Here is a 26,905-nt window from a genome sequence, read left to right on the forward strand (position 1 = left end):
CGTTCGAGTCGAGGATGTCCCCGACTGACTCCCGGACTGAGAACGGTGTCCCTGCGAAGGCGACGCTGTTCTGTCCGGACTGTGGGCACCAGAGCAGGTACGACGGTGACTGGATCGTGGTCGAACGGCGCGGTAGCACGCACTACCGGTGCCCGGTGTGCCACACCCAGATCACGACTCGACTGCGCCACACTGACAGTGGTTCACCCCAGTTCTTCGACACCTACTGGCAAGCGTGGAACCACGGCATTCGCGTGTGGAACGGACTGTTGCAGCGACTTCTCTCACCGTAGTCGAATCATAGGTGGACCGTCCAGACCGCGTCTATTGTGCTGAACGGTCCGTCTATTTGTCGTTGCCCGGCAAAAAGTCGGATGTTCGATACTTTTATTCGCCGGAGTTGGCTACAGCCCGACTGTTCAGATGGTCCCCGCTCCTCCAACGCTTAGCCGACGGCGACTACTCGGCGGCCTCGGGAGCCTCTGTGCTGCGGCGGGTACAGTCGCCGTCGGCCTCACAAAGCCGGCAGCACTGCCGGATGTCCTGACCGATGAGGCGACGAAACACTACCCGACGCCGCCGGAAGTGTCCGCCCACTGGCAGCCGACGGTGACTGAGTCCCACGCACAGGAAGCCATTGACCTGCTCGCAGAAACCACCGAAGAGGCTGAACAGCTCTGGTCGCAACTCGACACGAACCAGTATTTCAGCGGTGCTGGGGGGTGGCTGGAGGATGCACGCCAGGCACTCCGGGACGGTGACACGAACGAAGCGCTCTTCGACGCAACGTATGGACTCCAGTTCGCGGCAGAAGGTCTCGGCGAGGCCCGGGCCAAACTTGGGAACGCTGACCTCCAGGCGCTTGCGACCCAGGCGATTGCCCTCCGAGACCGGAGCCGAAAGGTGGTAAGTGACATCACGCCGTACCTCGTCGACGACCCGGGAACTGACCTGGCGTGGTATCTACGTATCGAACAGGAGGCCATGAGGGGTAAGCACCTGGCGACCTGGGACGGTATGGAGCCCGTGGCTAAGGGTGTCGAGAACAACAACGCCGGGAGCTTCAAGCCGCGCGAGTACGGCACCCTCATGGCCAACGTCCGGAGGGCACAGGTCTACGTTCGGACCGCCGAGCGGTTCCGGGACCTACTGGCCGAGACGCGTAGCGGGTCCGCCACCCCCTATGCAGAGCAACTGAAAACAGCGGCAGACCAGTTCCGGACCCAACTTGAGGGCACACCGACAACCCAGGAAGTAGAGTCCCGATATGGGGTCAGCGACCCGGAGTCGGTCGGTCCGTACGAGGTCGCCCACAGGGACCTCGCTAGATGGTGCTTTGACTCCGGCGTCCCGATTCCGTGGACCATCGATGTCGACGACGAACTGCTCGTCAGCACTGCTGTGGGGCTCTCGAAAGGTGTCGCCCGGATTCGGGCCCACGAGTTCGCGGTGGATCACCTCGTCGTGGAGCAGGGCGACGAAGGGTTCGATTCGGGGCACGCCCTCGCCGAGAAGCGTCGCGCCCGCCGCGTCCACGAGCAGGTCATCGGCTCGGACCCGCCACCCTTACTTACCCGCCAGGCGGCCCGGGCCATCGAGGACCTGCAGGTCGCTGTCGTCGGATTTGCAGGTAGCTACGAACAGCCGATGTGGCGCGAACGACTCGATGCGTACCTCTATGCGCTTGTCGGCCGGGCGAAGCTCAAACAGTATCCCGCTGTGTTCCGGACAGTCGTCGGCGAGGAATGACTCCCATACGTAGCTGGCAACGTCACAGTCCGCACAGCGCGTCTCGCTACCAGGTGGGCGGCCGCTGTCTCACTCTAGCCGTTCAGAGTCGATGCTGACACCCGGCGGTGTCACAATCAGGAACCCGCGGAAGTGCATCAGCTCGCCGCCAGCCTCCCGGACCGGCCGGGCAAACCCGGCGGCGAGTTCGTTCAGATCTCCCTCGACATTGAGGACCAATACCGACCCGTTTTCGATGGTATCGATCCACTGGTCGGGCGATTCCGACCCGTCAAGCACTCCGAGCACGACGCGATTGCTGCCGGCCCCATCACGGTCCTCGTCCATCTGGTCCTCCACGGCCTGTAGGTCCAGCCCCTCGAAATCACTCATAGCCACATCCATGCGCGGACAGAGCAAAAATCCTCCCCACCTGTCTGACGCGCGGCAGTCGCACTGTCTGCGGTTGTTCCCATGTGTCGTGTGCACGTGCCACCGCCTTATGAACAAGTATAAATAGTGGAAGCATCCAGTTACGGGTGCTTATGTCCAACAACGAGGGCACGTCGGAATCTCCGGCGGATCGAGTTCTTCCAGGGCACACTGGATTCCACGTCTGAGATTACAGACGCACGGATTTTCGACACCACGCTGCGCGATGGTGAGCAGTCACCACGTACGTCGTTCAACTACGAGGACAAACGCGAGATAGCCGCGCTGCTCGACGAGATGGGCACCCACGTCATCGAGGCCGGGTTCCCCGTCAACTCCGACGCGGAGTTCGAGGCAGTGCGCGACATCGCCGAGTCCACGCGAGTGACGACCTGCGGACTGGCGCGTGTGGTCGAGAAAGACATCGAGGCGGCTCTGGATTCAGGTGTGGACATGGTCCACACCTTCGTCTCGACGTCGGACGTACAGTTGCAGGATTCCATGCACGCGACCCGTCAGGAGGCGCTCGACACCGCTGTCGACTGTGTCGAGATGATCAAAGATGCGGGCGTCGAATGCATGTTCTCGCCGATGGACGCCACGAGGACTGACGAGGACTTCCTCGTCGAAGTCATCGAGGCCACGTCCGCGGCGGGGGCGGACTGGATCAACATTCCGGACACGTGTGGGGTCGCCACGCCGAGGCGGTTCTACGACCTCATCGAGATCGTCGACGACTGCACCGATGCCTACATCGACGTGCACACGCACGACGACTTCGGCCTGGCGTCGGCTAATGCTATCTCCGGCTTTGAGGCCGGAGCCAGCCAGGCGCAGGTGTCGGTCAACGGCATCGGCGAACGCGCCGGCAACGCGGCCTACGAAGAGGTCGTGATGGCGCTGGAGTCGCTGTACGACGTCGACACCGGAATCGACACCACCCGCATCACGGAGCTATCGCGGATCGTCGAGGAGAAGTCCGACATCGGGGTACCAGCGAACAAGCCCGTCGTCGGGCGCAACGCCTTCTCCCACGAGAGCGGCATCCACGCCGCCGGCGTCATCGAGAACTCCGACACGTTCGAGCCGGGCGTCATGACTCCCGAGATGGTCGGGGCCACGCGCGAGCTCGTGCTCGGCAAGCACACCGGCGCTCATTCGGTCCGGGAACGGCTCGTCGACGCCGGATACGACCCGAGCGAGGCGGAGGTCCGCGAAGTGACTCGCCGCGTCAAGGAGTACGGCGCGGAGGAGCAAGTCACCATGTCGGTGCTTGAACGGTTCGCCGAGGAGATCGGCGTGACCGAGGAGAGCGAGGAGGTCCGGGCGTAGGCCCATGCCTTCGCTTCCGGCCGTCACTACGAGTGAGCAGCCACCGGTGAGTACCCGGTTTCGAGTAGCTGTCCGCCAACAACTATCACAGAACGTTTATTATTCGGGACGAACTGCATTCGGGTGTGATGACCGCGGCTGCTGGGCGTCAGGTTCGAACCCCCGCCAGCACCGCGACCGCTATTCTCGGCGTGCGTATTGTAGGGGCACTATAGCCCCTCTCTTTACCTTTTCACCCCCGGCCGAATCGATTCGTCATACCACCACAGAGTCATCAGTCATGCACGCAGCACACACATCACCGCGGTATCGACCCCGAACACGAACAGACGGAGGGACGACACGATGAGCGAACGCGCATCCGTCCCCAAAGAAGAGGACGAAACAGAGCCAGAAGCCGAACAGGAGCCCGTTACGACGGGCGCGCAGTCGGTCATCCGAGCGCTTGAAAACGCCGGGACCGACTACGTCTTCGGCGTTCAGGGCGGCGCGATCATGCCCGTCTACGACGCGCTGTACGACTCCGATATCAACCACGTCACGATGGCCCACGAACAGGGGGCCTCCCACGCGGCAGACGCGTACGGCGTCGTCACCGGCGATCCCGGCGTCTGTTTCGCCACGTCCGGCCCCGGCGCGACGAACCTCGTGACCGGCATCGCCGACGCCAACATGGACTCCGACCCAGTCATCGCGCTGACCGGCCAGGTCCCGACGGAGTTCGTCGGCAACGACGCGTTCCAGGAGACCGACACGGTGGGCATCACCCAGCCGATCACGAAGGAGAGCTACTTCGCCGCCGACTCAGACACCGTCGGCGACGACGTCAGCGAAGCGTTCGCGCTCGCCGACGCCGGCCGGCAGGGACCGACGCTGGTCGACCTGCCGAAGGACGTGACGCAGGGCGACACCGAGGTCGAACCCGGCGCTCCCGAGACGCCGGAGACCTACGAGGTGCCTGAGGAAGCAGACGACGAAAACGTTCAGGAAGCCGCAGAGGCCCTGGCCGAAGCCGACCGCCCGGTCATCCTCTCGGGCGGCGGCGTCATCAAGGCAGACGCATCGAGTGCGCTCCGTGAGTTCGCGAAGGAGTACGAGATCCCGGTCATCACGACGATGCCCGGCATTGGGAGCTTCCCCGAGGACCACGAACTCTCGCTTGAGTGGGCCGGGATGCACGGCACCGGCTACGCCAACATGGCGATTAGCAACACCGACTGCATGCTGGCTATCGGGACGCGCTTCGACGACCGCCTGACCGGCGGCGTCGACTCCTTCGCCCCCGACGCGGAGGTCATCCACGTCGACATCGACCCGGCCGAAATCAGCAAGAACGTCTACGCTGACTACCCGCTCATTGGGGACGCCCGGGAAGTGCTCCGGCAGCTGTTCGACGCGATGCCGCGCGCACCGGACGCCGACGAGTGGCGCGGCCAGTGCCAGACCTGGAAAGACGAGTACCCGATGGACTACGACACGCCCGACGACGAGCCGCTGAAGCCGCAGTACGTCGTCGAGCAGTTCTCGGAGATGACGCCGGACGACACCATCGTCTGTACCGGCGTCGGCCAGCACCAGATGTGGGCCTCCCAGTTCTGGGAGTACACCGAGCCCCGGACGTGGGTGTCGTCCCATGGTCTCGGGACGATGGGCTACGGCGTGCCCGCCGCCATCGGCGCGAAACTCGCCGCGCCGGACCAGGAAGTCGTCTGCTTCGACGGCGACGGCTCGTTCCTGATGACCGTCCAGGGCCTCTCCGTTGCGGTGCGCGAGCAACTGGACATCACCTACGTCGTCCTGAACAACGAGGCGGTCGGGATGGTCCGCCAGTGGCAGGACGGCTTCTACGAAGGCCGCCGGATGGCCTCCGAGTACCCGTGGATCCCGCAGTTCGACAAGCTCGCCGAGGCCTTCGGCGCACGCGGGTTCACGCTCGAATCCTACGACAACGTCGAGGAGACGATACAGGAAGCACGCGAGTACGACGGCCCAAGCGTCATCGATGCCCACATCGACCCCGGGGAGAACGTCTTCCCGATGGTCCCCAGCGGCGGTGACAACGGCCTGTTCGCGCTCAACGAAGACCATCTGGACATGATCTAACAATGACTGGAGGAATGCCAGGCCCCGCGCCGGACGAACGGATGCGCCCGAAGGGCCGACGCAACACGCAGGGAATCCGCGTCGACCCCGAGGCCGAAGTGACCCACGAACCGCGACAGGCAGTGCTGTCTGCCCTGGTCAAACACCGGCCGGGCGTGCTTTCGGAGGTGTCGGCGCTGTTCAGCCGACGCCAGTTCAACATCGAAAGTCTGACCGTCGGGCCGACAGTCGACGACGACACAGCCCGGATGACGATCCTCATCGAGGAGCCGGAACCGGGGATCGACCAGGCGAAAAAGCAACTTCGGAAGCTCGTGCCCGTCGTCTCGGTCAGGGAACTCGAAGGCGAGGCCGTCCGTCGGGAGCTCGCGCTGGTGAAAGTCAGCGGCGAGAAGCCCGACGACGTCAACGCTGTCGCTGATATGTACGACGGGCAGGCCGTCGACGCATCGACCGATTCAGTCACCGTCGAAATCACGGGTAGCAAGCAGAAGATCGACGCCGCCATCGAGGCGTTCAAGCAGTTCGATGTGCAGGAAATCGTGCGAACCGGGGCCGCCGCACTGGAACGCGGCCCGAAAACACTAGAGAAAGATGTCTGACGAACTTACCACAACAGTCTATTACGACGAGGACGCTGACGTATCGACTATCGACGACGAGACCGTAGCCGTACTGGGCTACGGGTCGCAGGGCCACGCCCACGCGCTGAACCTTCACGAGTCCGGTGTCGACGTAATCGTCGGCCTCCGCGAGGACTCTTCGTCGTGGGCCGACGCCGAGGACGCGGGTCTCCGTGTCGAGACGCCAGACGTGGCCGCCGGCGAGGCGGACCGCGTCGTGATGCTCGTCCCCGACACGATTCAGCCGGCCGTCTACGAAGCTATCGAGGACGAACTGGACGCCGGTGACACGCTCCAGTTCGCACACGGCTTCAACATCCACTACGGGCAGATCGAACCGCCGGAAGACGTCGACGTGACGATGGTCGCGCCCAAATCACCGGGCCACCTCGTGCGCCGGACCTACGAGCGCGGCGAGGGGACGCCGGGTCTCATCGCGGTGTATCAGGACGCGACCGGCAACGCCAAAGAAGAGTCGCTGGCCTACGCGAAGGGCATCGGCTGCACCCGCGCCGGCGTCATCGAGACCTCCTTCCAGGAAGAGGTCGAGACGGACCTCTTCGGCGAGCAGGCCGTCCTCTGTGGCGGCGTCACCGAGATGGTCAAGGCCGGCTTCGAGACGCTGGTCGACGCCGGCTACGCGCCGGAGATGGCCTACTTCGAGTGCCTGAACGAGCTCAAGCTCATTGTCGACCTGATGTACGAGGGCGGCCACATGGGGATGTGGAACTCCGTCTCCGACACTGCCGAGTACGGTGGCCTGACCCGCGGCGAAGAGGTCATCGACCGCGAGGGCATGGAGAAGATCCTCGAAGAGGTCCAGAACGGCGAGTTCGCTCGCGAGTGGATCAACGAGAACCAGGCCAACCGGCCCGCCTACAAGCAGTACCGCGACGCCGAACAGAACCACCAGATCGAAGCCGTCGGCGAGAACCTGCGCGAACTGTTCGCGTGGGGTGAGGACGCCGACGCAGAGAAGACAGAAGCTCCAGCAGATGACTAACGAACGCACGAATCCAACGGACGGCGAACAGAGCGACTCACGCACAACGATGGGGAGCATCCAGCACACCCATCCCGAGACGAACGGAACCTTCGGCGCGGTGTTTCGCCGCGGCCCGGTCGTGGCCGCCGACGGCGGTGAACGCGACGCGGAGGAGGAAGAGACTGACGAGACGATGGAAGACATCGACCACGAAGCACCCGACGAGGGTGTCACTCGCGCGTACGAGCGCGGAACTGAAGGACGGGACGAGACAGTATGAGTCAGGGAACGCTATACGACAAGGTATGGGACCAACATAAAGTCACGACCCTGCCCAACGGCCAGGACCAGCTGTTCGTCGGGCTGCACCTCATCCACGAGGTCACCAGTCCGCAGGCGTTCGGGATGCTCAAAGAGCGCGGCCTCGAAGTCGCACGCCCTGATCTGACTCACGCGACGGTCGACCACATCGTGCCGACCGCCAATCAGGACCGGCCCTACAGCGACGACGCGGCCGAGACGATGATGGCGGAACTCGAAGAGAACGTTCGCGACGCCGGCATCCAGTTCTCCGACCCGACGACGGGCGATCAGGGTATCGTCCACGTCATCGGCCCGGAGCAGGGCATCACCCAGCCCGGCAAGACCATCGTCTGCGGTGACAGCCACACCTCGACCCACGGCGCGTTCGGCGCGCTCGCGTTCGGTATCGGGACGAGCCAGATCCGGGACGTACTGGCGACCCAGACCATCGCGATGGAGAAACAGAAGGTCCGCAAGATCGAGGTGACCGGCGAACTCGACGAGGGCGTCGAGGCCAAGGACATCATCCTCGAAATCATCCGCCGGCTCGGGACCGAAGGCGGCGTCGGCTACGTCTACGAGTACGCCGGCGAGACCATCGAGAACCTCGACATGGAAGGCCGGATGTCCATCTGTAACATGTCTATCGAGGGCGGCGCTCGCGCGGGCTATGTCAACCCCGACGAGACCACCTACGAGTGGCTCGAAGAGACGGACTACTTCCAGGAGAACCCCGAGAAATTCGAGGAACTCAAGCCGTACTGGGAGTCGATCCGCTCGGACGACGATGCCGAGTACGACGACGTCGTCGAAATCGACGCCAGCGAGCTGGACCCTGTCGTTACCTGGGGGACCACACCCGGCCAGGGCATCGGCATCGACGACCCGATTCCGGAGCCCGAGGATCTGGCCGACGACAAGGTCGACACCGCCCGGCGCGCCCAGAAGCATATGCGCGTTGAGCCCGGCGAAACCATGGAAGGATACGACATCGACGTGGCCTTCCTTGGCTCCTGTACCAACGCTCGACTGCCCGACCTCCGCCGCGCGGCCCGTATCGTCAAGGGCCGGCAGGTCGCCGACGACGTACGAGCGTTCGTCGTCCCCGGCAGCCAGCGCGTCCAGCGCGCTGCCGAGGAGGAGGGCCTGAAGGACATCTTCGAGGAAGCCGGCTTCGAATGGCGCAACGCCGGCTGTTCGATGTGTCTGGGCATGAACGAGGACCAGCTGGAGGGCGACGAGGCCTGTGCCTCCTCTTCCAACCGGAACTTCGTCGGCCGACAGGGCAGCAAGGACGGTCGAACCGTTCTGATGAACCCCCGGATGGTGGCCGCCGCGGCGATCACCGGCGAAGTCTCCGACGTGCGCGACCTGAAGGAGGTGACCCTGGCATGAGCGACGCGACTGAGGACATCCCCGAAGTCGACTACGTCGAAGGGTCTGGTATCCCGATCCGCGGGAACGACATCGACACGGACCAGATCATCCCCGCGCGGTTCATGAAGGTCGTCACCTTCGACGGACTGGGCGAGTTTGCGTTCTTCGACCTGCGGTTCGACGACGAGGACAACGAGAAGGACCATCCGTTCAACGAGGAGCGGTTCCAGGACTCGAACGTGATGGTGGTCAACAACAACTTCGGCTGTGGCTCCTCCCGCGAACACGCGCCACAGGCCCTGATGCGTTGGGGCATCGACGCTATCATCGGCGAGGGCTTCGCCGAGATTTTCGCCGGGAACTGTCTGGCGCTTGGCATCCCGACGGTCACTGCCGACCACGAGACGATCAACGCGCTCCAGCAGTGGGTGGATGACAATCCCGACGGCGAGATCGAAGTCGACGTGCGGGCGGAGACAGTCACCTACGGCGACAACGAAATCAACGTCAGCGTCGACCGCGCCCAGCGCGAGGCCCTCGTCGAGGGCAACTGGGACACGACAGCGCTGATGAAGGCAAACAAGAATGCTATCGAGGAAACGGCCTCGGAGTTGCCGTACCTCGATCAGACGCGGTCGGATATCGAAGCGGACGATTAACTACGAGAACCGCTTTGCGTGTTCTCTGCGTAAGCGTCCGGTTCGCAGAAGCGGACGATTGACGCGAGGTCACAAAGTGACCTCGATTTGCGCGAACGGCAGAGCCCTGAGCGCGAGCGGACCGCTTGTTGTTGCAGTTTAACAGCAGTCATGAATCTACGTAGTTCAGTCCTGAAAGCTATCGAAGCATCCACACGTTAGACCGTTCCACCGAACCGCTCGTTAGCGATTCTGGTTTGTCTCTGGACTAGCAAAAAATAACACTTATTCGACACTATCGCGTAATGTGTCTAATACTGGCGTTGTCGGTAACATTGTCGACTGTTGGACAATTGCAGGGGTAATTATCCTCTCGGCACTCATCGTAGAAGTTCTTGAGCCACCATCAGGTAATACTAGTTGGCTGTTAATCGCTATCTTCTCATCTCAGGTTACGTATATAGTATACTACAAGTATCAGCAGATCGACGTTCAATAGCTTGCTCCTTCTTAATACGTCTCCGTATATTTACTTCTGTACCGGATATGTTTATTCAAGTGGGTGGCGTCCAATATTGAGAGCGAGTAATCAGTCGTCGGTTCGTGGAGAGCTACGGTTAGTCTCGGCGCGCGGTCGCATGCCGGGATAGATTTGCTTCAATGGCATCTGCAAACGCAGTGACGGCATTGTTGCCGGCATCAAGACTCAGGTACGGCTCGATGAGTTCGAGTTCCATCAGCAGGAATTCGCTCCCTCGTTCGATACCATCCACCCGGGCGTACGGGAAATTAATTGGGCTAATTCCTAGTTCCTTTCCTGCAGCTTCAAGGACGGCTGCGGCCTGCTCCACTATCTCACGCGGTGGCTCGTACGGTTCTGAGCTTCCGCCGTAATTGGGGTGAGCGCGGAAATCGTCTGCAGCTGGAAGCTGTCTAGTGGCATGGCTGAAACTACCTTCGAAGAAGACCAGCGACCGTTCGCCGTTGTCGATTTCGGGGGCGAACTGCTGAACGAGAACGTCGCTACTTGAAACTAGGTTCTCGAATCGCTGCTGGTGGTTTCGAGCTTCGTCGAGAGAGGTCCTCCAGATACCGGCCGAGCTGGTGCCGACAGCGGGTTTTACCGCAACCTCTTGCCAGCCGTTGTCTTCTAGCACCGTCCTGAGATCGATTTCGGTGGACCGTTCAATCCACGCCGTCGGGAGAATCGAGACACCTCTCTGTTCGAGATCGCGGAGATAGAACTTGTGGTGGTTCCATCTGATTGTGTCGGCTGAATTCAACAGTACGACATCCGCGTTCTCGATACGATCCAGCCAGTTCTGGAAGGCATCCAGTTGGGTGTGGTACTCCCAGCAGGATCGGACGAGCACTGCATCGAAGCTGTTCCACTCTACCGTCGAATCCGTCCAGAGAACTGGCTCCGTCAAGAGGCCGCGATTGCGTAACTCCGTTTGTAACGCTTGCCCATCCTCGGTCAAGTCGGGAGCTGTCTCACCGGTGACAATACCGATCCTGGCCGATGACAAGTATGTCATCGAAACATAATATACAATAAAAATACTAACGCTCTTCGGTGGGAGATTGTTGACACTGCTCTGTTGAATAGCGGCGTTGGTCGAGATGGTTGGAATTTGAATCGGCTTGTTAGTAGCTGGCGCTGGTGGTCTCAAGACTGGGGGCGTTCCACGGTAGCTCAGGGGTCGCTATTCAACAGAGCAATCCTATTAGGGATGTAAAAAGCAATACGAGAGCCGGTTGCGTTCTTCCTGCATGGACCAGATCCGCGAGATACACATCGCGCCGCTGGGACACGAGCGTGACCGGATCGCCGAACCGATTCACCAGCACAACGCCGACGACGTGTACCTCCTCACAGCGACGCCGGAGCCGTCACGATTGACGCCGTACCAGCAGGCACTCGTCGAGGAACTGGACGCTAACGGCGTCAGCGTCGAGCTACATCGATCGGATTTACACGACCTCTACGACGTGCTGGCCGAGGTCACGACGCTGACCGCCGATCATCCGGAAGATATCGTGCGCGTTAATGTCTCCAGCGGGCCGAAGGTGGCGGCTATCGGGAGCGCTATCGCGTGTATGGCGACGGCGGCAACGGCGTACTACGTCCATCCCGAGGAACACGTCCCATCTGTCTCTGCGGAGCCACTCACCCGCGGGATGGAGCGTGCGGAGGTCCTCCCTTCCTACCCCATCGAGGCGATATCCCGCGACCAAGTCGCGGTGTTGGACTATCTCAAGCGGACGAACACGGATACCTACACCGCGAAGAAGTCGGATCTCATCGGGTTCGCCGAGGACGCTGGTCTTTCGTTCATCGACGACGCAGACCCGGCAAACGAGAAGGCGAAGTTCGCGCTGTTGAACGCCAACATCGTCGACCCGCTGGTCGAAGACGGCTACATCGATGTCAAGGATGTCGGTCGGACGAAACAGATCGAACTGACTGAAACCGGCGAGAACGTCCTCCACGCCTTCCGACACAAACTCTGAAACGGGTCTCAGTCTCGCTGTCACTACTTTGGCGGCGGCAATACTCGATAGACAGATAGTATAGATAGTAAAATTACCATCGGTAGTGCCTATAGTATTGATAGTATTAAGGTAGTAAATACATATGAACCACCACAATACTCGGGTGCGCACGGTCCCCGGCGACGCGCTGTTCCCGTCGCTTCGGCCCTCCACCAGTTCGATGCGCTCGCTGGGGAGCCGTGCCACCGCACTGCCATCCCTGTCTCGACCCGGAGCCGTCCTCCGGCTCGCCGGGTCGGGACGGTCCACCGCTGACGCACTGTACGAGCATGGCGCTGCCTTGGACCCGAGTCGGCTCCAGCAATAACCGCTTGCCGGACCCCGATACCTCCCGAGTAGCCCATGGAACCAGCGAACCGAACCACTTTCACCAGCCGGCTACGTGCCTCCCGCTATGACACACGAGATAGCCGTTATTCCCGGCGATGGAATCGGACAGGAGGTCACACCCGCTGCGGTCGAGGTACTTGAGGCCATCGACGCCGTCGACTTCGATTTCGTCGAGGGTGAGGCCGGCGACGCGGTGAAGGCGGAAACCGGCGAAGCGCTCCCGGAGGAGACACGCGAACTGGCGGCTGATGCCGATGCGACGCTGTTCGGCGCAGCCGGTGAGACGGCGGCCGATGTCATCTTGCCACTCCGGCAAGTTGTCGGTTCCTTCGCCAACGTCCGCCCGGCCCGCTCGTATCCGGGACTCGACGCCGTCCAGCCCGACACGGACATCGTGTTCATCCGGGAGAACACCGAGGGCGTCTACAAGGGCATCGAGAGCGAGATTTCCGACGGTGTCACCACCTGCACGCGGGTCATCACCGAGGACGCCTCCGAGAAAATCGCCGAATACGGCTTCAGCTACGCGAAGCAGAACGGCTACGACGACGTGACGATCGCCCACAAGGCCAACGTCATGCGTACTACAGACGGACTGTTCCTCGATGCGGCATCGGCGGTCGGCGAGGACCGCGACGCGTCCTACGACACGGCGCTCATGGACGCGCTTGCGATGCATCTGGTCATGAACCCACAGGACTACGGCGTCGTTATCTGTCCGAACCTCGCCGGCGATATGCTGTCGGATCTCGCCGCGGGTCTCGTCGGCGGCCTCGGTCTGCTGCCGTCGGCCAACATTGGCGAGGAGAACGCGCTGTTCGAGCCGGTCCACGGCTCCGCCCCGGACATCGCCGGCGAGGGCATCGCCAACCCCTCGGCGATGATACTCTCCGCAGCGATGTTGCTCGACCACCTCGGCTACGACGAACAGGGCGATGCAGTTCGAACAGCTGTCGAGTCCGTACTCGACTCCGGGCCTCGAACGCCGGATCTGGGCGGCGACGCATCCACTGAGGCCGTGACCGCCGCGGTTATCGAGGAACTGTAGACAGTTTTCTCGCGTTCTATCTGGGCAGAAACAAGCACGGCCCAATAGAAAGAGGTAAAACCGAAGCGAAACAATCACAGCCGAGAGAATGCTCCCGGCCGAGCGAAAGCGCACTATCGTCCAGTTGGTGACAGAGCGAGACGGCTGTTCAGTGTCGGAGCTGGCCGCGGAACTCGAGTTCTCGAAGGCGACGATACGCCGTGACCTCCGAGACTTGGAGTCGCAAGGCCGCATCAAGCGGTCCCACGGCGGTGCAGTACCGGCGTCCTCCGCCGGGACAGAACGACCGTACGGCCAGCGCGAGGTTGACCACTACACGGAGAAACAGGCCATCGGCGAGCGGGCTGCACAGGAAGTCCGTGAGGGCCATGTGGTCTGCTTCGATGCGGGCTCGACGACGATGGAAGTCGCTCGCGCGATTCCGGACACTGACTACGTCGCGGCAACGAATATGCCGGAACTCGCCACTGAAGTGGCCGAGCGAGACGTCGATGCGAAGCTCACCGGTGGGAGTCTCCGACCGCGGACCCGGGCGCTTGTCGGCCCGATGGCCGAGCGAGCCATCGGACGAATGAACTTCGACCTGCTGTTTCTGGGGACGAACGCCCTCGACAGTGCCGCCGGGCTGTCGACGCCAAATGAAGACGAGGCGGCCGTCAAGGAAATGATGGTCGAGCGCGCCCGCCGAGTCGTGCTGGTCGCCGACGCGTCGAAGTTCGGCGACCGGAGTTTCGTCAGCTTTGCCGATCTGGAGCAGGTCGACCTGCTGGTCACTGACGCCAGCCCGTCAGGGGCGCTCGCTACGGCACTCGCGGACGCCGACGTGACCGTCGAGGAGGTCAGCACATGATCGTCACCGTCACCTACAACCCCGCGGTCGACCAGACGATCCAGTTCGACGAGCAGATGGCTCCCGATCGTGTGATGCGGGCCGACGAGGCACAGTTCGACGCCGGCGGGAAAGGCATCAACGCCGCCCAGTTGCTCACCGCGATGGACCGGCCCTGCGTCGCGACGGGGCTGCTGGGTGGGTTCACCGGCTCGTTCATCAGAGAGACGCTGCAGGACGACGGCGTCGAGACGGCCTTCGTCGACGTGGACGGAACGACCCGGCTCAACACCACCGCCATCGCAGCCGCGGAGGAATACAAGCTGAACCAAGCCGGACCAGCCGTCGGCGAGTCGGTCGTCGACTCACTGCTCGAACAGGTACGAGCGCAGTCCCCCGACCGCGTACTCGTCGGTGGGAGCCTACCGCTGGGGCTGACCCCTGATGCCATCGACCGTATCGCGACCGGTGGCGACTGGGAGACGATCGTCGACACCGGCGGGGACGTCCTTCGGGAACTCGATGCCCAGTACGGCCTCTGTAAGCCGAACCGCGCCGAACTCGGTGACGCGACCGGGGCCGATGTGTCAACTGTCGAGGGGTGTGCGGACGCGGCCGACGCGTTCCGGGATCGTGGTTTCGACCGCGTACTGGCCTCCCTCGGCGCGGACGGCGCGGTCCTCGTCGGCGACGCGGGCCGACTGTACGCCGAAGCGCTCGACATCGATGTCGTCGACACCGTCGGGGCCGGCGACGCGCTCCTCTCGGGCGTCCTGAGCGCCTGGGAAGCTGGTGCGGATGACGAGACGGCGCTCCGGACCGGTGTGGCCGTCTCCGCACAGGTCGTCCAGCGGGCCGGCACGGCCGTTCCAGACCTAGATGACATCGGCTCGCTCCGTGATGGCGTGACGGTGCGGCGGCTGTAGCGGGCAAAAAGCGTCGTAGAAAGCGGAGACAGCAACTCAGAACTTTTCCAGGTAGTCGTCGACAAACGCGCGCACGTCGGCCAGCGACGGCTGGTCCGCAGTCCGAACGAAGTAGCCGGCGACGGCGTTGCCGACGACGACAGCAGCGGTAGGCGGGAGGTTGGCGATGCGGGCCAGCCCTAGTCCGGCGTTGAAGTGGTCGCCGGAACTGGTCGTCAGCTCCGGGTCCGAGACTGCGGGGACAGCCACGCTGTCGGTGCCGTCCGCAGTGACGACGACCGAACGCTCGACACCGTGACCGACGAACCAGGTCGGTTCCAGCGCCGCGAACACCGCCTCGGCGTCCTCGGCAAACGAGCGCTCGCCGTCGCCGGCGTAGGCGTCCGCGAGAACGCCCGTCTCGGCGCGGTTCGCGGTGACCACTACATCTGTCACCTCGTCCAGCCGGCCAATAGCCTTCCGACCGGCGCGCAGGCGGTCGGCGTCTAGCTTTCGCACGTCGCCGGGATCGACCAGCACGGTCTCGGGCGGGTCGTCGATGTCGCCCCACAGGTCACGGAGGCCGTCGAATATGGTCGGCAGATCCGGCGTCTCTGACCAGTAACCGGTTCCTAACAGGCGTGCACCGTCGAGCTTTTCGGCCAGTCGGTCGTGGCCGAAGGCTGCGTCGAGTTCGGCCCAGTCGAGCGCCATCGTGTCGCCGATTTCCGTGAGCATGAGCTTCCCGTCGTCAAACTCGACGGCGTCGGTGACACCGGGTTCGCCCAGCGAGTGGAGTTCGTAGTCGCCGAACTCCGTCTCGAAGGCGTCGTGGACCGGGTCGCCGTACATCCCGACCATCACGGGATCGAACGACCAGCCGCCGAAGGCCCGTGCGAGGTGGCTGGTGTGACCCCCGGTTCGGCTGCCCTGCTGGAGCCACTCGAAGGAGAGGGAGCTGTCGGCGGCGACGGAGCGGTCGATACGGTCGCCAAACCCTTCCAGCGTGGCGAGGCGCTCGTGGCTCTCGGGGTCGATGCGGTCAGCGACGACTTCCCGGACGCGGTCGAGGTAGCCGTCGAAGCCGAACACGACCGAGCCGGTGTCGATAGCGTCGGGAAGCGCGTCGCTGGCGGGCAACGCCTCGTCCGCTGCAGCGACGGCTCGGCGCGTCTCGTCGTCCATGGCCTACAGGACGTCGTCTGCCGTGGCGTCCTCGAAGATGACGCCTTCGAGCTTGTCGAGGATGTCGTAGGGGTCGTCGCGCTGCCAGACGTTGCGGCCGACGGCGAGGCCGGCGACACCGACGTCCATGCAGTCTTCGACGAGTTCGAGGAAGTCACGGTCGGACGTCTTCGACCCGCCGGAGAGCAGGACGCGGTTGTCAGCGGCCGAGCGGACGGCGTGTGCCATCGCTTCCTTGTCGCGCGGGTACTTCACCTTCGTGAAGTCAGCCCCGAGTTCCAGCCCGATGCGGGCCGCGTAGGCAATCGTCGACGGACTGCGGTGCTCCTTGATGGCCTGGCCTCGCGGGTACGACCACATTGCAATCGGCAGGTCGTGGTCGCGGGCGTTCTCCTGCACCGGGCGGAAGTCCTCGAACATGTCGGTCTCGCGGTTGACGCCCGGGTAGACGGTGTAGCCGATGGCGTCGGCACCGAGTTCGGCGGCGTAGTCGACCGACCAGTTCTGGGGCGAGTACGGATCGCCCATCCAGAGGTCCGAACCGCCGTTGAGCTTCGCCAGCAGGTTCACGTCGTCTTCGTAGCTCGGATAGTACGTTTCGGCGAGCCCTTTCCCGACAGCCAGCGCCGTCACGGCGTCGTGGGTCGCCATCTCGAACACCTCACGCGGGTCGAGGCGCTCCTCGACGCCGCTGAACTGCTTGGGACCGTGTTCCAGCCCGTGGTCGTGTGCTAGCACCAGCGTCTTGTCGTTCCGTACGAGCGGTGAGTCTCCCAGTGGTCGCATGTGTCGTGTTTCTACCGAGAACGACCATTAACAGTTTTCGGTTCTGATTTGTTACTACTGTTCGCGTTCGTTTTTGATCGAGGGCGGGAATTAAGTGTGTTCCAGTGAAAGGTTCGGACATGCCATCTGTGGAACTGGATGCTGAGACAGTAGAACGCCTCGACGACCTCCGCGTCGAGGACGAGTCGTACGACGACGTCGTGACGGAACTCATCAACATCTACGAGGCCGAGGAGCTGACACTGTTCCACAGCGGCGACGAGTACTAACCCTGTGCCTGCTCGCAGACGGACTTCCAGCGCCCGTTCGATACCAGTTTCTCCTGGAGTTGCTCAGCGTACTCCTGTGCGAGCCGTGCCGCCTCTTCCTCCTGTTGTTTGTTCCCGCCACCGGACCCACCGAGCCCAAGCGCGTCCTTGACGCCCGAGAGGAGGCCGCCGCCCGAGCTTCCGGACTGTTCGCCCCCGGGACCGCCCATCGGCCCCTGATTGGCGACCCGTTCCATCTCTGGCATGACGCTAGAGAGCTTCGACGTATCGGCGACGATCCGAGCGGCGTCCGGGTCACCCGGGTTCTCGATCTCGAACTCGACGGCAGTCATTACCAGCCCCCACTGCTGGCTGGAGAACGATGATGCCTTGACCTGTTCGTTGAACCGCTGGTCGACCGCCATCCGTTCGCCGGCGATGCGGTCGGTCCAGTCTGAATCGCTCATGGACTGGTGTTTGCGGGCCGGCGGTATGAGCGTTTCCCGCTCCGTGCGGTGTTCTACAGTAAAACGAACCATTTCTGGGCTGACTGTCACGCCACTGGCTGCCGCGACCGCTACGTTTTATTGTCTCCAAAACGGTTCCAATATGTTAAGTTAGCTCACGATATACTTGCATCTCGATGACTACTGAGTTTGGGACAGGGCAAGCGACGGGGGACTCGGGAGATGCCGCAGCGATGGACGCCATACGGGAAGCCATGGCCGATATCTCGGCAAGCGAACCAGACTTCTGTCAGATTTTCTGCTCTCCAACGTACGATTACGATGCGGTACTGTGGGGTGCTCGGAGTGTTGTTGGGTCAGATACCGAAATCGTGGGCTGTTCGTCCTCCGGAGAGTTCACCGAATCCGGTTCGGGGAACGGAACTGTCACAGTCGGCGTTGTTTCGTCGGACTCGATGCGGTTCTTCTCCAGCCTCTCGACCGAACTCAGCGCTGATCCCGAGCGCTGTCTGTTCGAAGCCGTTCACGACCTCCCTGCAAGCGGGGACCCCGCTGTCGACGGGTATCCGCATCGGACGATCATCAACCTTCACGACGGTATGGCTGGAATCGGAAACAAGGTCACTCGACTCACCGAGCAGTATCTGGACGACGAGGAGACGCCGGTCGTCGGCGGGTCCGCGGGTGATGATCTCCAGTTGGAGCAGACTCACGTCTTCCGGAACGACCGCGTCGAGACGGACGCTGTCGTCCTCACGCTCATCGCTGCAGAGGACCCGCTCCCGGTGACAGTCAACCACGGCCACGAACCGATCTCCGAGGCGATGACAGTAACCCGGGCAGAGGGAAGTACCGTGTACGAACTCGACGGCAGACCCGCGTTCGAGGCCTGGCGGGACGCGATTCGGGAGGACGCGATGGAGACATACGATATCGACGTCGACGAACTGGAGGCGGGATCGGAAGATCTCGTCATGTTGCTCGGCCGTTACGAACTCGGTATCGAGTCGGAACCGGAAGCCGATGCCGACGGGCTCGCCTCCCGAATCAAGACCTTCATCGAGAGCAAACTCATCTCGACGACGGGATACAACATCCGATGGCCGGGCCACACGACCGACACCGAAGGACCGCTGGATTTCGCCGTCGCCGTCTCCGAAGGAACGGAAGTGGTGGTGACACATAGCAATAAATCCGACCAGGTGTATGCGGTCCGGAACGCCGCCAACAACGCTGTCAATGAACTCCGCGGCGGAAGCGTCGCGGGCGGGTTCGTCTACGACTGTGCCTGCCGTGCAATGATTCTCGGCGACGACTTCGACGACGCTGTCGACACGATTCACAGCGCTATCGATGCGCCCTTCGCCGGCTTCGAAACCTACGGCGAAGTCTGCTCGGCCGACGAGGATTACACGGGCTATCACAACACGTCCTCAGTCATTCTGCTGTTTCCGGAGTGACGACTACAGGCCTGCTACCAGCGAAAAATAAACGTCACCCCCCGTTCCTGCCCACTCAGACGCCGGACTCGATGGAGATTTGAGCGTGTAGCTCGTCCTGCAGCGCCGAGTGGACGTGACAGATGTCCTCGGCGAGTTCGACGATGTCCTGCTCTTCGTCCGCAAGCGATTCCTCGACCTCGACGTGGAAATCGATGTGCTCTAGGTCGTCGTCCTCATCGAGATCCGCGGCGACTTCGACGTCGACGCTGCCGATGTCCTCGTGGCCGTACTTGTCTGCGGCGACGCGTAGCGCCGGAATGTAACAGGAGGCGTAGTCGGCGGCCAGCACCTCATTCGGCGACGGGCCGTTCTCGCTCAGCGCGTCGACGATGAGCTCCCATTCGCCGTTGATGATGCTCTCTACTGTGTATCCTTCCTCGCATGTGCTTTCGACTTCGATATCTGCCATAGCAATCCTGTGGACACAGCCCTCCCCCTAAACGTTTCCTGCGTGGTATTTCTGTCGGCGGGGCACTGCCGAAAGGTAATACACCTCCAACCCGTATGAACGGGCAATGGAACACCTCGCACCGTCGAACGTGCCGGTGTACGCCACGCGGGACCACCAGCGTGAGATCTGGGAGCGCTGTCGGGACCGGGGTCACCCGGTCCTCGCTGTCAGAGACGCGACGCGGGGGTTCATCGTTCGGTACGACCTCCAGCATCTGTCCTACGAACTCTCTGACGCCACCGTTCAGGCGCTCCGGGACCGTGTCCGGTCCCGCCGACCGTATCCGACGATGACGGACCCGATCTCGGAGACGGAGGGCGTCGGCGGCGAGGCCGGCCCGGTGTCCGGCGAACTCCACGCGGGTACCGAACAGGCTGCCAGAGAATTAGCCTCGCACATCTCGGGGTTCGTGCTGGACCGGTCGAACTGGCGGTAGTACCGAAACAACGCGGATGGGGATTTTTGCCGTAGCCGTGCCTTGGGTTCGTATGGCAGTCGCCCGACACGAGACCGGTCCGTTCGCGACCGTGAGTGCCCTGGCCTCGCAGGTTCATCCGGTGTTCATGCTGCCACCGCTTGCGACCTCGCTGTTCGGGGGGTTGCTCTCCGGCGGGTTCTGGCCACCGTTGGCAGCGCTCCACGCGGGCGCGATGTTCTTTGCCGTCTACACGGCCCACGTCAAGGACGGCTACGTCGATTTCCACGTCCGCGGCGAGGACGACGATCATCCCCTCACTGACTCCGGCTGTCGTATCGCACTGGTCGGTGCTGGCGTCGGATTCGCGCTCTGTACGGCGGCAATCTGGCTGCTGGTCGGTCCCGGCGCAGCGCTGCTGACGCTGCCGACCTGGGTTATCGGCTACACCCACGCGCCACAACTGGATATGAACCCCGTTGGTGCGACGATGGGCTACCCGGCGGGTATCGCGCTGGCGCTGCTGGGTGGCTACTACGCTCAGGTGACGACGCTGACGCCGCGTGCTGTCGGCCTCGCGGCCGTGTTCCTCCTGTTGCTGACCGGCATCAAGATCATCGACGACGAACAGGACTACGACTACGACCGGTCGATACAGAAACGCACCGTCGCCGTCGTACTGGGCCACCAGCGCGCTCGGCGACTCGCCCTTGGCCTGTTCGGAGCGGGTCTTCTCGGAATCGTTGGGCTGTCCGTGGCATTACCTGGGGTCCCACCGAGTGCTGCAGCGGCTGCGGTCGTCTTCGGTGCAGTCGCGGCTATCGCCCAGCGAGGTGACCCCGAAACTGCGACGATGCTTTTGATTCGCGGGTCGTATCTCCTGCTGGCCGTCCTCGTTACCGCTGTCTGGTTTCGGCCGCTAGCGTGAGGCGGTGGCTGTGCTGCCGGTTTTCGTCCGCTGGCTGCTCGAAACTGCCATCGTTCGAACCACCCCTCGTCGGTCAACCTGAAATGTGTGTGAGGACGTGGGTCGCTGAGACGACCAGTGAGATTGTCAGCATCGAGACTGCCATGACACCGGCAACGATGGGCGAGAGGTTCCCCGAGAGGCCACCGACTGCGAGCAGTACGGCGGCGATGATCGTACAGACCAGTAATGCCAGATGGACGAACAGCCACGGGCCGACACGTCGCAGTGAACCGAACAGCGTCTCGACTCCCGACGACTGCGTCGGCCGGACTCGTTGGCCGGGCTGGTAGTACTCCGCGGCAGTCCCGTAGCCCGTGCTCCCTCCACGGGTCTGGGTGGGCTGGTGTGTTGCTTTCGCCGTTGCCTCGCTCGCCGTCTCTGCGTTGGCTCGCTGGTCGACGTACTGCTGTGCGATGTCACTGACACCGCCCGTGGCTGTGCCTCCGTCCGCGCCGCCGTCGACGTGCCTGTTGACGTATGCGTCGTGGCCGAGCCGGTCGTATCGCGCTCGCTCGGCCTCGTCCGTGAGCACGTTCTTCGCCTGTGTGAGGCGCTTGAACCGTTCTTCCGCGGCAGGGTCGTCACTCACGTCCGGGTGATGCGTTTTCGTCTGCTCCCGGTAGGCGCGGACTATCGTCTCTTCGGTGGCATCTGGGTCCACCCCCAGAATACCGTAGAACGTCGCTTCCATACACACCCCTGTGTATTTATTCAGTTGGACTAGGTGTATAATAAGGTATCCACTCCCTCACGTCACGATATCGCTCGTCTGTCGCCGAGTCGCCGGACTGAAACTGCGTGGTCACCACCGTTTCTGTATGGACGACGACACCGAAGACTGGGCAGCGCAGTTGGAGGCCAACCGGGACGAGAAAGACCGCTTCTTCGCAGAACACCGCCAATCCCCGATTCCGCCCGAAGAACGCGACGATTTCGACGGACTCAGCTACTTCGATCCGGACCCCGACTATCGGGTCGAAGCGACAGTTACAGTCCACGAGACACCGGAGTCGGTCGATCTAGAGACGAGCGATGACCGAACGGTGCGCTATCTCCACGTCGCGACGCTGTCGTTCGACCTCGACGGCGAGTCCCGCGAGCTCCACGCGTTCCGACAGGCCGCCGACGAGTCGCGGACGCTGTTTGTTCCGTTCCGTGACAAGACGACCGGCCAACAGAGCTACGATGGCGGCCGATACATGGAACTGGAACCCGACCGCGACCTGAGCGACGGCGACGAGATTACGCTGGATTTCAACCTCGCGTACTCACCGTTCTGTGCCTACAGCGACACCTTCTCCTGTCCGCTCCCGCCGGAGTCGAACTGGCTCGAAACCGCGGTGACAGCCGGGGAACGGACTGACTGAACGCGGGCCGCGACACCAACACCAAACGAATTGTTTACACATCGCCACGACCAAGGCAGTGTATGGCAACGGCGACCCGCGACCGTCCGGTTCTGCAGGCCTTCCAGTACGGGTTTACGCTTTTCTCGGCGCTCTCGCTGGGTGTGATAGGGCTTTTGTTCGGCGCTAGGCTGTCACTCATTACCCGTTTTTTGCTGTCAATGGGTGCAGGAGTCGAGTTGACGGAAGTAGAGACGCTGGTTCTTGGGCTGATAACGGTCCAAGGAATCGGCTGCCCCGTAATCGCATTCACCTACATCAAGCTCAGGCCGGTTATCAGATCGAAACTCCGCGAGATGTTATCTTATGTGCCAGACACTGGACCATTCAGTATTGGCATTTCTGTGCCGAATCTCCGTGGGGTCGGCATTGTCGTTCTGGGCTATGCCAGCGCGATGGGTGGGCTCGTGGTCGTGTCTGTGATAATCACGGCGCTCATCTCGATGTTCGGGATAGAACCGGCAGCCAATCAGGCAGCGAAGACCGGGATGGAGAACCCGGATGTTCTCCTCCTGTTGATTCCCGCCTCGTTTCTCCTCATCGGCCCAGGCGAGGAACTGCTGTTCCGTGGCGTCGTTCAGGGCCGCATTCGGGACTACTTCGGCCCGATTTCGGGCGTCACCATCGCGAGTGCCTTCTTCGCCGGCATCCACTACTTTGCCCTTGCCGGATCGGTCAGGGGGAAACTCGTCGCGGTAAGTGCCCTCCTCGTTCCGTCGCTCATCCTCGGTGCAACCTACGAGTACACGGACAACATCGTCATTCCGTCACTCATCCACGGCGCGTACAATGCGACGCTGTTTACTGGCCTGTACGTCTTCGTAAAATTCAGTGGTGAACTCTCGTCCGCCGCGGGCGTCCTCAGTCGCAACTGGTTTTGACCAGCCCCTGCCCAAGCAGGCTCGTAGTGTAGAACGTTTGTAAATAATGTGATTTGTTCTCCGGCCTGTACACCCAGGGGAAGGTAATAATTATATTCTATTTGCACCTCTAAAAGGCGATTTTCCTCCCCTAGATATCCTTTTCCTCCGAACTAGCACTCGATCAATCACCCGAATTTTTACCCAGTGACAGGCGATACATTGATGCTAATACTTTGAAATGACAAACGTCTTATTACGGTTTTTGCACAATATCTAAACAGATGGTTGGTTCAGTGCGCGTCTTACATGTCGATGACGAACCGGACTTTGCCGATCTAACTGCGGCATATCTCGAGCGGACCATGGATTCCTTCAGCGTCGATACTGCGATGCGGGCCGACGAGGTCATCGCGGACCGCCCGCAGGACACGTACGACTGTATTATCAGCGACTACGATATGCCTGGAATGAACGGGCTGGAGTTCCTCGAACGGATTCGCGAGGACGCACCGAAGTTTCCGTTCATCCTCTACACCGGGAAGGGTAGCGAAGAGATCGCGGCCGAAGCAATCTCCGCAGGTGTCACGGACTACATCCAGAAGGAATCGGGAACGTCCCAGTACACGGTGCTAGCGAACCGGGTGCAAAACGCCGTCGAAGCCCGCAGAGACGAACTGCAAGTCACGCGTGGCCACCACGCAATGAACGCGGCCTGGGATGGCATCAGCACGCTGGACAACGAAGGCCGGTTCACCTATTTGAACGATGCCTACGCGGCCACGTTCGGCTATGAGCGCGACGAGCTTCTGGGCGAACACTGGCAGAAAATCCACTCGGCAGAGAGCCTCAAAACGGTCGATGATGAAATCCTCCCGGCTGTGAACGAAAACGGGACATGGACGGGCGAGACACTGCTCGAACGCGCCGACGGGACACAGTTCATCGGCGAACACACTGTCGCGAGTATCGAAGACGACGGCTCTGTCTGCGTGGTTCGTGACCGGACTGACCGCGAAGAACTCGATACGCAACTGCGACACGAGCGCGAGCGGTTCCGGCTACTCGTCGATGCAGTCGAGAATTACGCGATATTTCTTCTCGACACTGACGGTCACATCCAGTCGTGGAACGCCGGTGCGGAGCAGATCACGCAGTACGAGGAGTCTGACATCTCCGGCCAGCACTGCTCGACGTTTTACACCGAGCAACAGGTGGCCGACGGCATCCCCGAGCAACTGCTGCGGGAAGCTAGGGGGTGCGGCAAGGCCACCGACCGCGGGCTCCGGGTTCGGAAGGACGGGAGCACGTTCTGGGCAGATGTGACCGTCACAGTGCTTCGAGAAAACGGCGACATCCGCGGCTTTGCGAACGTGATCAAGGACATCACAGAGCAGATCGAACGGGAGCGACGACAGGCGACGGCCGAACGCTACCGAGAGAAACTCTACGAGGTCACGAACGATACGGACCGACGGTTCGAACAGCGGTTAGTCGACGTACTGGCGCTCGGTGTCGAGTATCTCGGCATCGATCAGGGCCATCTCGTCGCAGTCGATCCCAAGGCGGGAACACATGAAATAATCGCTACTAGCGGCGACCCGTCTCTCACTGCCCCCGGCGACATCACATCGCTCTCCGAGACCTACTGTCGACGGACTATCGAATCCGACGGTATGCTTTCGATCTACAACGCCGAGCAGCAGGGGCTGGATGACGACCCCGCACACCAACGGTACGGTATCGGCTGTTACCTCGGTGCGAAAATCGAACTCGACGGTGAGCTGTTCGGGACGGTCTGTTTCGTTGCCCGTGACTCCCGGTCGGGCCAGTTTAGACAGGACGAACAGGCCTTCGTCGAACTACTCACCCGCTGGCTCAAATACGAACTGAGCCGACGTGATGGACAGATCCAGTGGCCGTTACAATCCTAATACCGTTGAGTTCTGAGTATCCGGCTCGCAGGGCCGTTTCCGACAGTCTCGGCGTCGCACCTGCGTTTCCGATATAACAGTAGAATGTCGCCCGGAACACGATCGGGCGAGAAACTACTAGTAGGCTCGGGGACTATGTTATTCGCTGCTAAGGGCCTCAGACCCATAATATTCCTACTTCCGGACTCCGTGTAAGATTTCCTAGGTTTCGTGGCGATTCATCAACGGGTGGCTCAGTCGATACATCCCGAGTGATTATCAACTGGATGATTCCGCTCGGGCTTCGATCTCGATATTTCTAACAGGCGCGCGCTGTTCGTCGGCCTCATCGCCGAAGGCTACCTCCCACTCCCAGGTCTGGTCCGGGCAGAGTCGGTCACGGCGTGTGATACCGCTGTACCGTCGGTCACCGACATCTCCGGAGGCTACGATGATACAGTTTGTGAGCAGTGCAGTACTGGTGTTTCGGGCCATCCCACCAACACCGAGGTTGACCATCGTTCCATCAATCGGGTGACTTGATTCGATATGCAGGGCATCCGAAAGGGGTGGGAGGTCGGCCGTCGATGTTTCGCGTTCGACGGCTACAGTCGTGCGGTGAGTGTCGATGCCCCAATCGAGTATCATCGGGATTTCCCCAAGATTAGTCTCGTAGTAGGGTTCGATGGTGCTGGTGTGTGTCCGACGCTCGCCCACCGGAACTGCGACCTCGACCTCACCGGTATCGGACAGGAGCGTGTGTCCGAACTCTGCGAGGAACCGTGCGTCGCGACTCCCGTCGTTGGTGACAGTAAAAGAGGCAGTGAATGACTCTCCGGATCGGACGCTGCTGGGTGCCTCGATATCGCCAACGACGAACTCTGGAGCGTGCGCGAGTAGTTCGACAACGGCATCCGGAACCCGCCAGCGAGCGGATTCGCCGTCTGCTTCGAGCACGACCGCGACGCTCTCGTATTCTGAAACTGGAAGGGGAAATCTGATGATTCCTGTGGTCTTCGTATCCGGACGCCCGACAAGCGACAGTCGGTCGGTTATCCGTTCGCCGTCCGCGGCGACTCTTACTGGGAGCTGTTTCACTCTGGTAACATCTGTCTCGACATCAAGTACGAGGAACTGACTGCCTCGCTCGGCGAAGACATCAACGTGAACTCCTGCGTCCCGTATCGACGCACGGACTCTTGGATTGGTAAGCGTAACCGTATGTGAGCCAGCGGAGAGCCTGTTCGGCGGGGTCGGTACCTCTGTATCCGACGAATCGGCCGTCGATGTGTCTCTCAGCGAGTCGTTAGTTGCAGTCTCATTTTCCCCCTCAAAGTAGCTGCTACACCCGGTGAGACTACCAGACCCGAGTCCCACAGCTGTGGCGAGGTACGTACGTCGGTCCATACGAAGTCCTCTGCATGGAGAAGTAAGTCTCTCCGGGACGGTCAAATTGGATATTTAGCGACCCAACCGGGTAATTGCCCTTGGAAGTCAAGGAAAAGTTGGCACG

29 protein-coding genes are annotated in these 26,905 nt (G+C 61.8%); 21 read left to right on the top strand and 8 right to left on the bottom strand.

From position 1 onward, the window contains the following. The first annotated feature begins 14 nt into the window (after window positions 1–14). A complete protein-coding gene (locus ACYJ11_RS12100; RefSeq protein ID WP_461647954.1) occupies window positions 15–293 on the top strand; it encodes a hypothetical protein in 279 nt (92 codons plus the stop codon). Window positions 294–423: 130 nt separating this feature from the next. Continuing rightward, entirely contained in the window at window positions 424–1,749 is a 1,326-nt protein-coding gene (locus tag ACYJ11_RS12105) for a hypothetical protein (protein WP_461647955.1), read from the top strand. 69 nt (window positions 1,750–1,818) lie between these two features. Here ACYJ11_RS12105 and ACYJ11_RS12110 read toward each other — a convergent pair whose 3' ends face one another. Beyond that, entirely contained in the window at window positions 1,819–2,121 is a 303-nt protein-coding gene (locus ACYJ11_RS12110; RefSeq protein WP_058996638.1) for a DUF5779 family protein, read from the bottom strand. A 126-nt stretch (window positions 2,122–2,247) separates the two neighbouring features. On the opposite strand from ACYJ11_RS12110, the gene ACYJ11_RS12115 reads away from it, so the two are divergent. The 7 genes from ACYJ11_RS12115 (at window position 2,248) to leuD (ending at window position 9,542) form a co-directional block, all read left to right on the top strand. Then, a complete protein-coding gene (locus ACYJ11_RS12115; protein ID WP_004593274.1) occupies window positions 2,248–3,492 on the top strand; it encodes a LeuA family protein in 1,245 nt (414 codons plus the stop codon). A gap of 345 nt (window positions 3,493–3,837) precedes the next feature. Continuing rightward, window positions 3,838–5,595, top strand: a complete 1,758-nt coding sequence (gene ilvB / locus ACYJ11_RS12120) for a biosynthetic-type acetolactate synthase large subunit (protein ID WP_461647956.1) — start codon at window positions 3,838–3,840, stop codon at window positions 5,593–5,595. A 14-nt stretch (window positions 5,596–5,609) separates the two neighbouring features. Further along, complete coding sequence (ilvN, locus tag ACYJ11_RS12125) at window positions 5,610–6,197, top strand: acetolactate synthase small subunit (RefSeq protein ID WP_005535182.1); 588 nt, start codon at window positions 5,610–5,612, stop codon at window positions 6,195–6,197. Further along, complete coding sequence (gene ilvC, locus ACYJ11_RS12130) at window positions 6,190–7,221, top strand: ketol-acid reductoisomerase (protein WP_121577564.1); 1,032 nt, start codon at window positions 6,190–6,192, stop codon at window positions 7,219–7,221. Before ilvN ends, ilvC begins: the two co-directional genes overlap by 8 nt. Next, window positions 7,214–7,483, top strand: a complete 270-nt coding sequence (locus ACYJ11_RS12135) for a hypothetical protein (RefSeq protein WP_461647957.1) — start codon at window positions 7,214–7,216, stop codon at window positions 7,481–7,483. The genes ilvC and ACYJ11_RS12135 overlap by 8 nt, the downstream gene beginning before the upstream one ends. Next, complete coding sequence (leuC, locus tag ACYJ11_RS12140) at window positions 7,480–8,901, top strand: 3-isopropylmalate dehydratase large subunit (protein ID WP_461647958.1); 1,422 nt, start codon at window positions 7,480–7,482, stop codon at window positions 8,899–8,901. Before ACYJ11_RS12135 ends, leuC begins: the two co-directional genes overlap by 4 nt. After that, window positions 8,898–9,542, top strand: a complete 645-nt coding sequence (leuD, locus tag ACYJ11_RS12145; RefSeq protein ID WP_461647959.1) for a 3-isopropylmalate dehydratase small subunit — start codon at window positions 8,898–8,900, stop codon at window positions 9,540–9,542. The genes leuC and leuD overlap by 4 nt, the downstream gene beginning before the upstream one ends. A gap of 596 nt (window positions 9,543–10,138) precedes the next feature. Here leuD and ACYJ11_RS12150 read toward each other — a convergent pair. Continuing rightward, window positions 10,139–11,059: an ATP-grasp domain-containing protein gene (locus ACYJ11_RS12150; protein ID WP_461647960.1), complete on the bottom strand. Its 921-nt coding sequence runs from the start codon at window positions 11,057–11,059 to the stop codon at window positions 10,139–10,141. Between the two features lie 235 nt (window positions 11,060–11,294). Between ACYJ11_RS12150 and ACYJ11_RS12155 the strand changes: the two genes are divergently transcribed. From ACYJ11_RS12155 to pfkB, 5 genes are all read left to right on the top strand, one after another. Beyond that, the gene (locus ACYJ11_RS12155) at window positions 11,295–12,035 is read left to right on the top strand and encodes an HFX_2341 family transcriptional regulator domain-containing protein (RefSeq protein WP_170098033.1); all 741 of its coding nucleotides are present in this window, start codon (window positions 11,295–11,297) and stop codon (window positions 12,033–12,035) included. Window positions 12,036–12,159: 124 nt separating this feature from the next. Further along, window positions 12,160–12,384 carry a hypothetical protein gene (locus ACYJ11_RS12160; RefSeq protein WP_154021044.1) on the top strand — a complete coding sequence of 75 codons (225 nt, stop codon included), beginning with the start codon at window positions 12,160–12,162 and terminating at the stop codon, window positions 12,382–12,384. 87 nt (window positions 12,385–12,471) lie between these two features. After that, complete coding sequence (locus ACYJ11_RS12165) at window positions 12,472–13,455, top strand: isocitrate/isopropylmalate dehydrogenase family protein (RefSeq protein WP_461647961.1); 984 nt, start codon at window positions 12,472–12,474, stop codon at window positions 13,453–13,455. Between the two features lie 88 nt (window positions 13,456–13,543). Further along, complete coding sequence (glpR, locus tag ACYJ11_RS12170) at window positions 13,544–14,305, top strand: HTH-type transcriptional regulator GlpR (protein ID WP_188976361.1); 762 nt, start codon at window positions 13,544–13,546, stop codon at window positions 14,303–14,305. Beyond that, complete coding sequence (gene pfkB, locus ACYJ11_RS12175; RefSeq protein ID WP_461647962.1) at window positions 14,302–15,210, top strand: 1-phosphofructokinase; 909 nt, start codon at window positions 14,302–14,304, stop codon at window positions 15,208–15,210. Before glpR ends, pfkB begins: the two co-directional genes overlap by 4 nt. Before the next feature lie 36 nt (window positions 15,211–15,246). Here the strand turns inward: pfkB and ACYJ11_RS12180 are convergent, their stop codons facing one another. Beyond that, complete coding sequence (locus ACYJ11_RS12180) at window positions 15,247–16,374, bottom strand: hypothetical protein (protein ID WP_461647963.1); 1,128 nt, start codon at window positions 16,372–16,374, stop codon at window positions 15,247–15,249. A gap of 3 nt (window positions 16,375–16,377) precedes the next feature. After that, window positions 16,378–17,160, bottom strand: coding sequence for a class I fructose-bisphosphate aldolase (locus ACYJ11_RS12185; RefSeq protein WP_004962592.1), 783 nt, complete (start codon window positions 17,158–17,160; stop codon window positions 16,378–16,380). 119 nt (window positions 17,161–17,279) lie between these two features. On the opposite strand from ACYJ11_RS12185, the gene ACYJ11_RS12190 reads away from it, so the two are divergent. Continuing rightward, window positions 17,280–17,429 (top strand): DUF7557 family protein, encoded by a 150-nt coding sequence (locus tag ACYJ11_RS12190; RefSeq protein ID WP_188851454.1) that lies wholly within the window; start codon window positions 17,280–17,282, stop codon window positions 17,427–17,429. Here ACYJ11_RS12190 and ACYJ11_RS12195 read toward each other — a convergent pair. After that, window positions 17,426–17,875: a DUF5799 family protein gene (locus ACYJ11_RS12195; RefSeq protein ID WP_188976367.1), complete on the bottom strand. Its 450-nt coding sequence runs from the start codon at window positions 17,873–17,875 to the stop codon at window positions 17,426–17,428. The genes ACYJ11_RS12190 and ACYJ11_RS12195 overlap by 4 nt on opposite strands. Before the next feature lie 176 nt (window positions 17,876–18,051). On the opposite strand from ACYJ11_RS12195, the gene ACYJ11_RS12200 reads away from it, so the two are divergent. Further along, window positions 18,052–19,335, top strand: coding sequence for an FIST signal transduction protein (locus ACYJ11_RS12200; RefSeq protein ID WP_461647964.1), 1,284 nt, complete (start codon window positions 18,052–18,054; stop codon window positions 19,333–19,335). A 55-nt stretch (window positions 19,336–19,390) separates the two neighbouring features. On the opposite strand, the gene ACYJ11_RS12205 is transcribed toward ACYJ11_RS12200, so the two are convergent. Next, window positions 19,391–19,786, bottom strand: a complete 396-nt coding sequence (locus ACYJ11_RS12205; RefSeq protein ID WP_188976371.1) for an OsmC family protein — start codon at window positions 19,784–19,786, stop codon at window positions 19,391–19,393. 106 nt (window positions 19,787–19,892) lie between these two features. Between ACYJ11_RS12205 and ACYJ11_RS12210 the strand changes: the two genes are divergently transcribed. Further along, on the top strand, window positions 19,893–20,264 hold the full coding sequence (locus ACYJ11_RS12210) for a hypothetical protein (protein WP_461647965.1): 372 nt from the start codon (window positions 19,893–19,895) through the stop codon (window positions 20,262–20,264). A gap of 52 nt (window positions 20,265–20,316) precedes the next feature. Beyond that, on the top strand, window positions 20,317–21,171 hold the full coding sequence (locus tag ACYJ11_RS12215) for a UbiA family prenyltransferase (protein ID WP_461647966.1): 855 nt from the start codon (window positions 20,317–20,319) through the stop codon (window positions 21,169–21,171). A 73-nt stretch (window positions 21,172–21,244) separates the two neighbouring features. Here ACYJ11_RS12215 and ACYJ11_RS12220 read toward each other — a convergent pair whose 3' ends face one another. Continuing rightward, window positions 21,245–21,904 carry a DnaJ domain-containing protein gene (locus ACYJ11_RS12220; protein WP_461647967.1) on the bottom strand — a complete coding sequence of 220 codons (660 nt, stop codon included), beginning with the start codon at window positions 21,902–21,904 and terminating at the stop codon, window positions 21,245–21,247. A 127-nt stretch (window positions 21,905–22,031) separates the two neighbouring features. On the opposite strand from ACYJ11_RS12220, the gene ACYJ11_RS12225 reads away from it, so the two are divergent. The 3 genes from ACYJ11_RS12225 (at window position 22,032) to ACYJ11_RS12235 (ending at window position 25,413) form a co-directional block, all read left to right on the top strand. Further along, window positions 22,032–22,580, top strand: a complete 549-nt coding sequence (locus ACYJ11_RS12225; RefSeq protein WP_461647968.1) for a DUF1684 domain-containing protein — start codon at window positions 22,032–22,034, stop codon at window positions 22,578–22,580. A gap of 62 nt (window positions 22,581–22,642) precedes the next feature. Continuing rightward, window positions 22,643–23,500, top strand: a complete 858-nt coding sequence (locus tag ACYJ11_RS12230; protein ID WP_461647969.1) for a lysostaphin resistance A-like protein — start codon at window positions 22,643–22,645, stop codon at window positions 23,498–23,500. A gap of 263 nt (window positions 23,501–23,763) precedes the next feature. After that, entirely contained in the window at window positions 23,764–25,413 is a 1,650-nt protein-coding gene (locus ACYJ11_RS12235; protein WP_461647970.1) for a PAS domain S-box protein, read from the top strand. Window positions 25,414–25,671: 258 nt separating this feature from the next. On the opposite strand, the gene ACYJ11_RS12240 is transcribed toward ACYJ11_RS12235, so the two are convergent. Further along, the gene (locus tag ACYJ11_RS12240; RefSeq protein ID WP_461647971.1) at window positions 25,672–26,799 is read right to left on the bottom strand and encodes a hypothetical protein; all 1,128 of its coding nucleotides are present in this window, start codon (window positions 26,797–26,799) and stop codon (window positions 25,672–25,674) included. Window positions 26,800–26,905: the final 106 nt, after the last annotated feature.

This window comes from Haloarcula sp. H-GB5 (assembly GCF_054850705.1).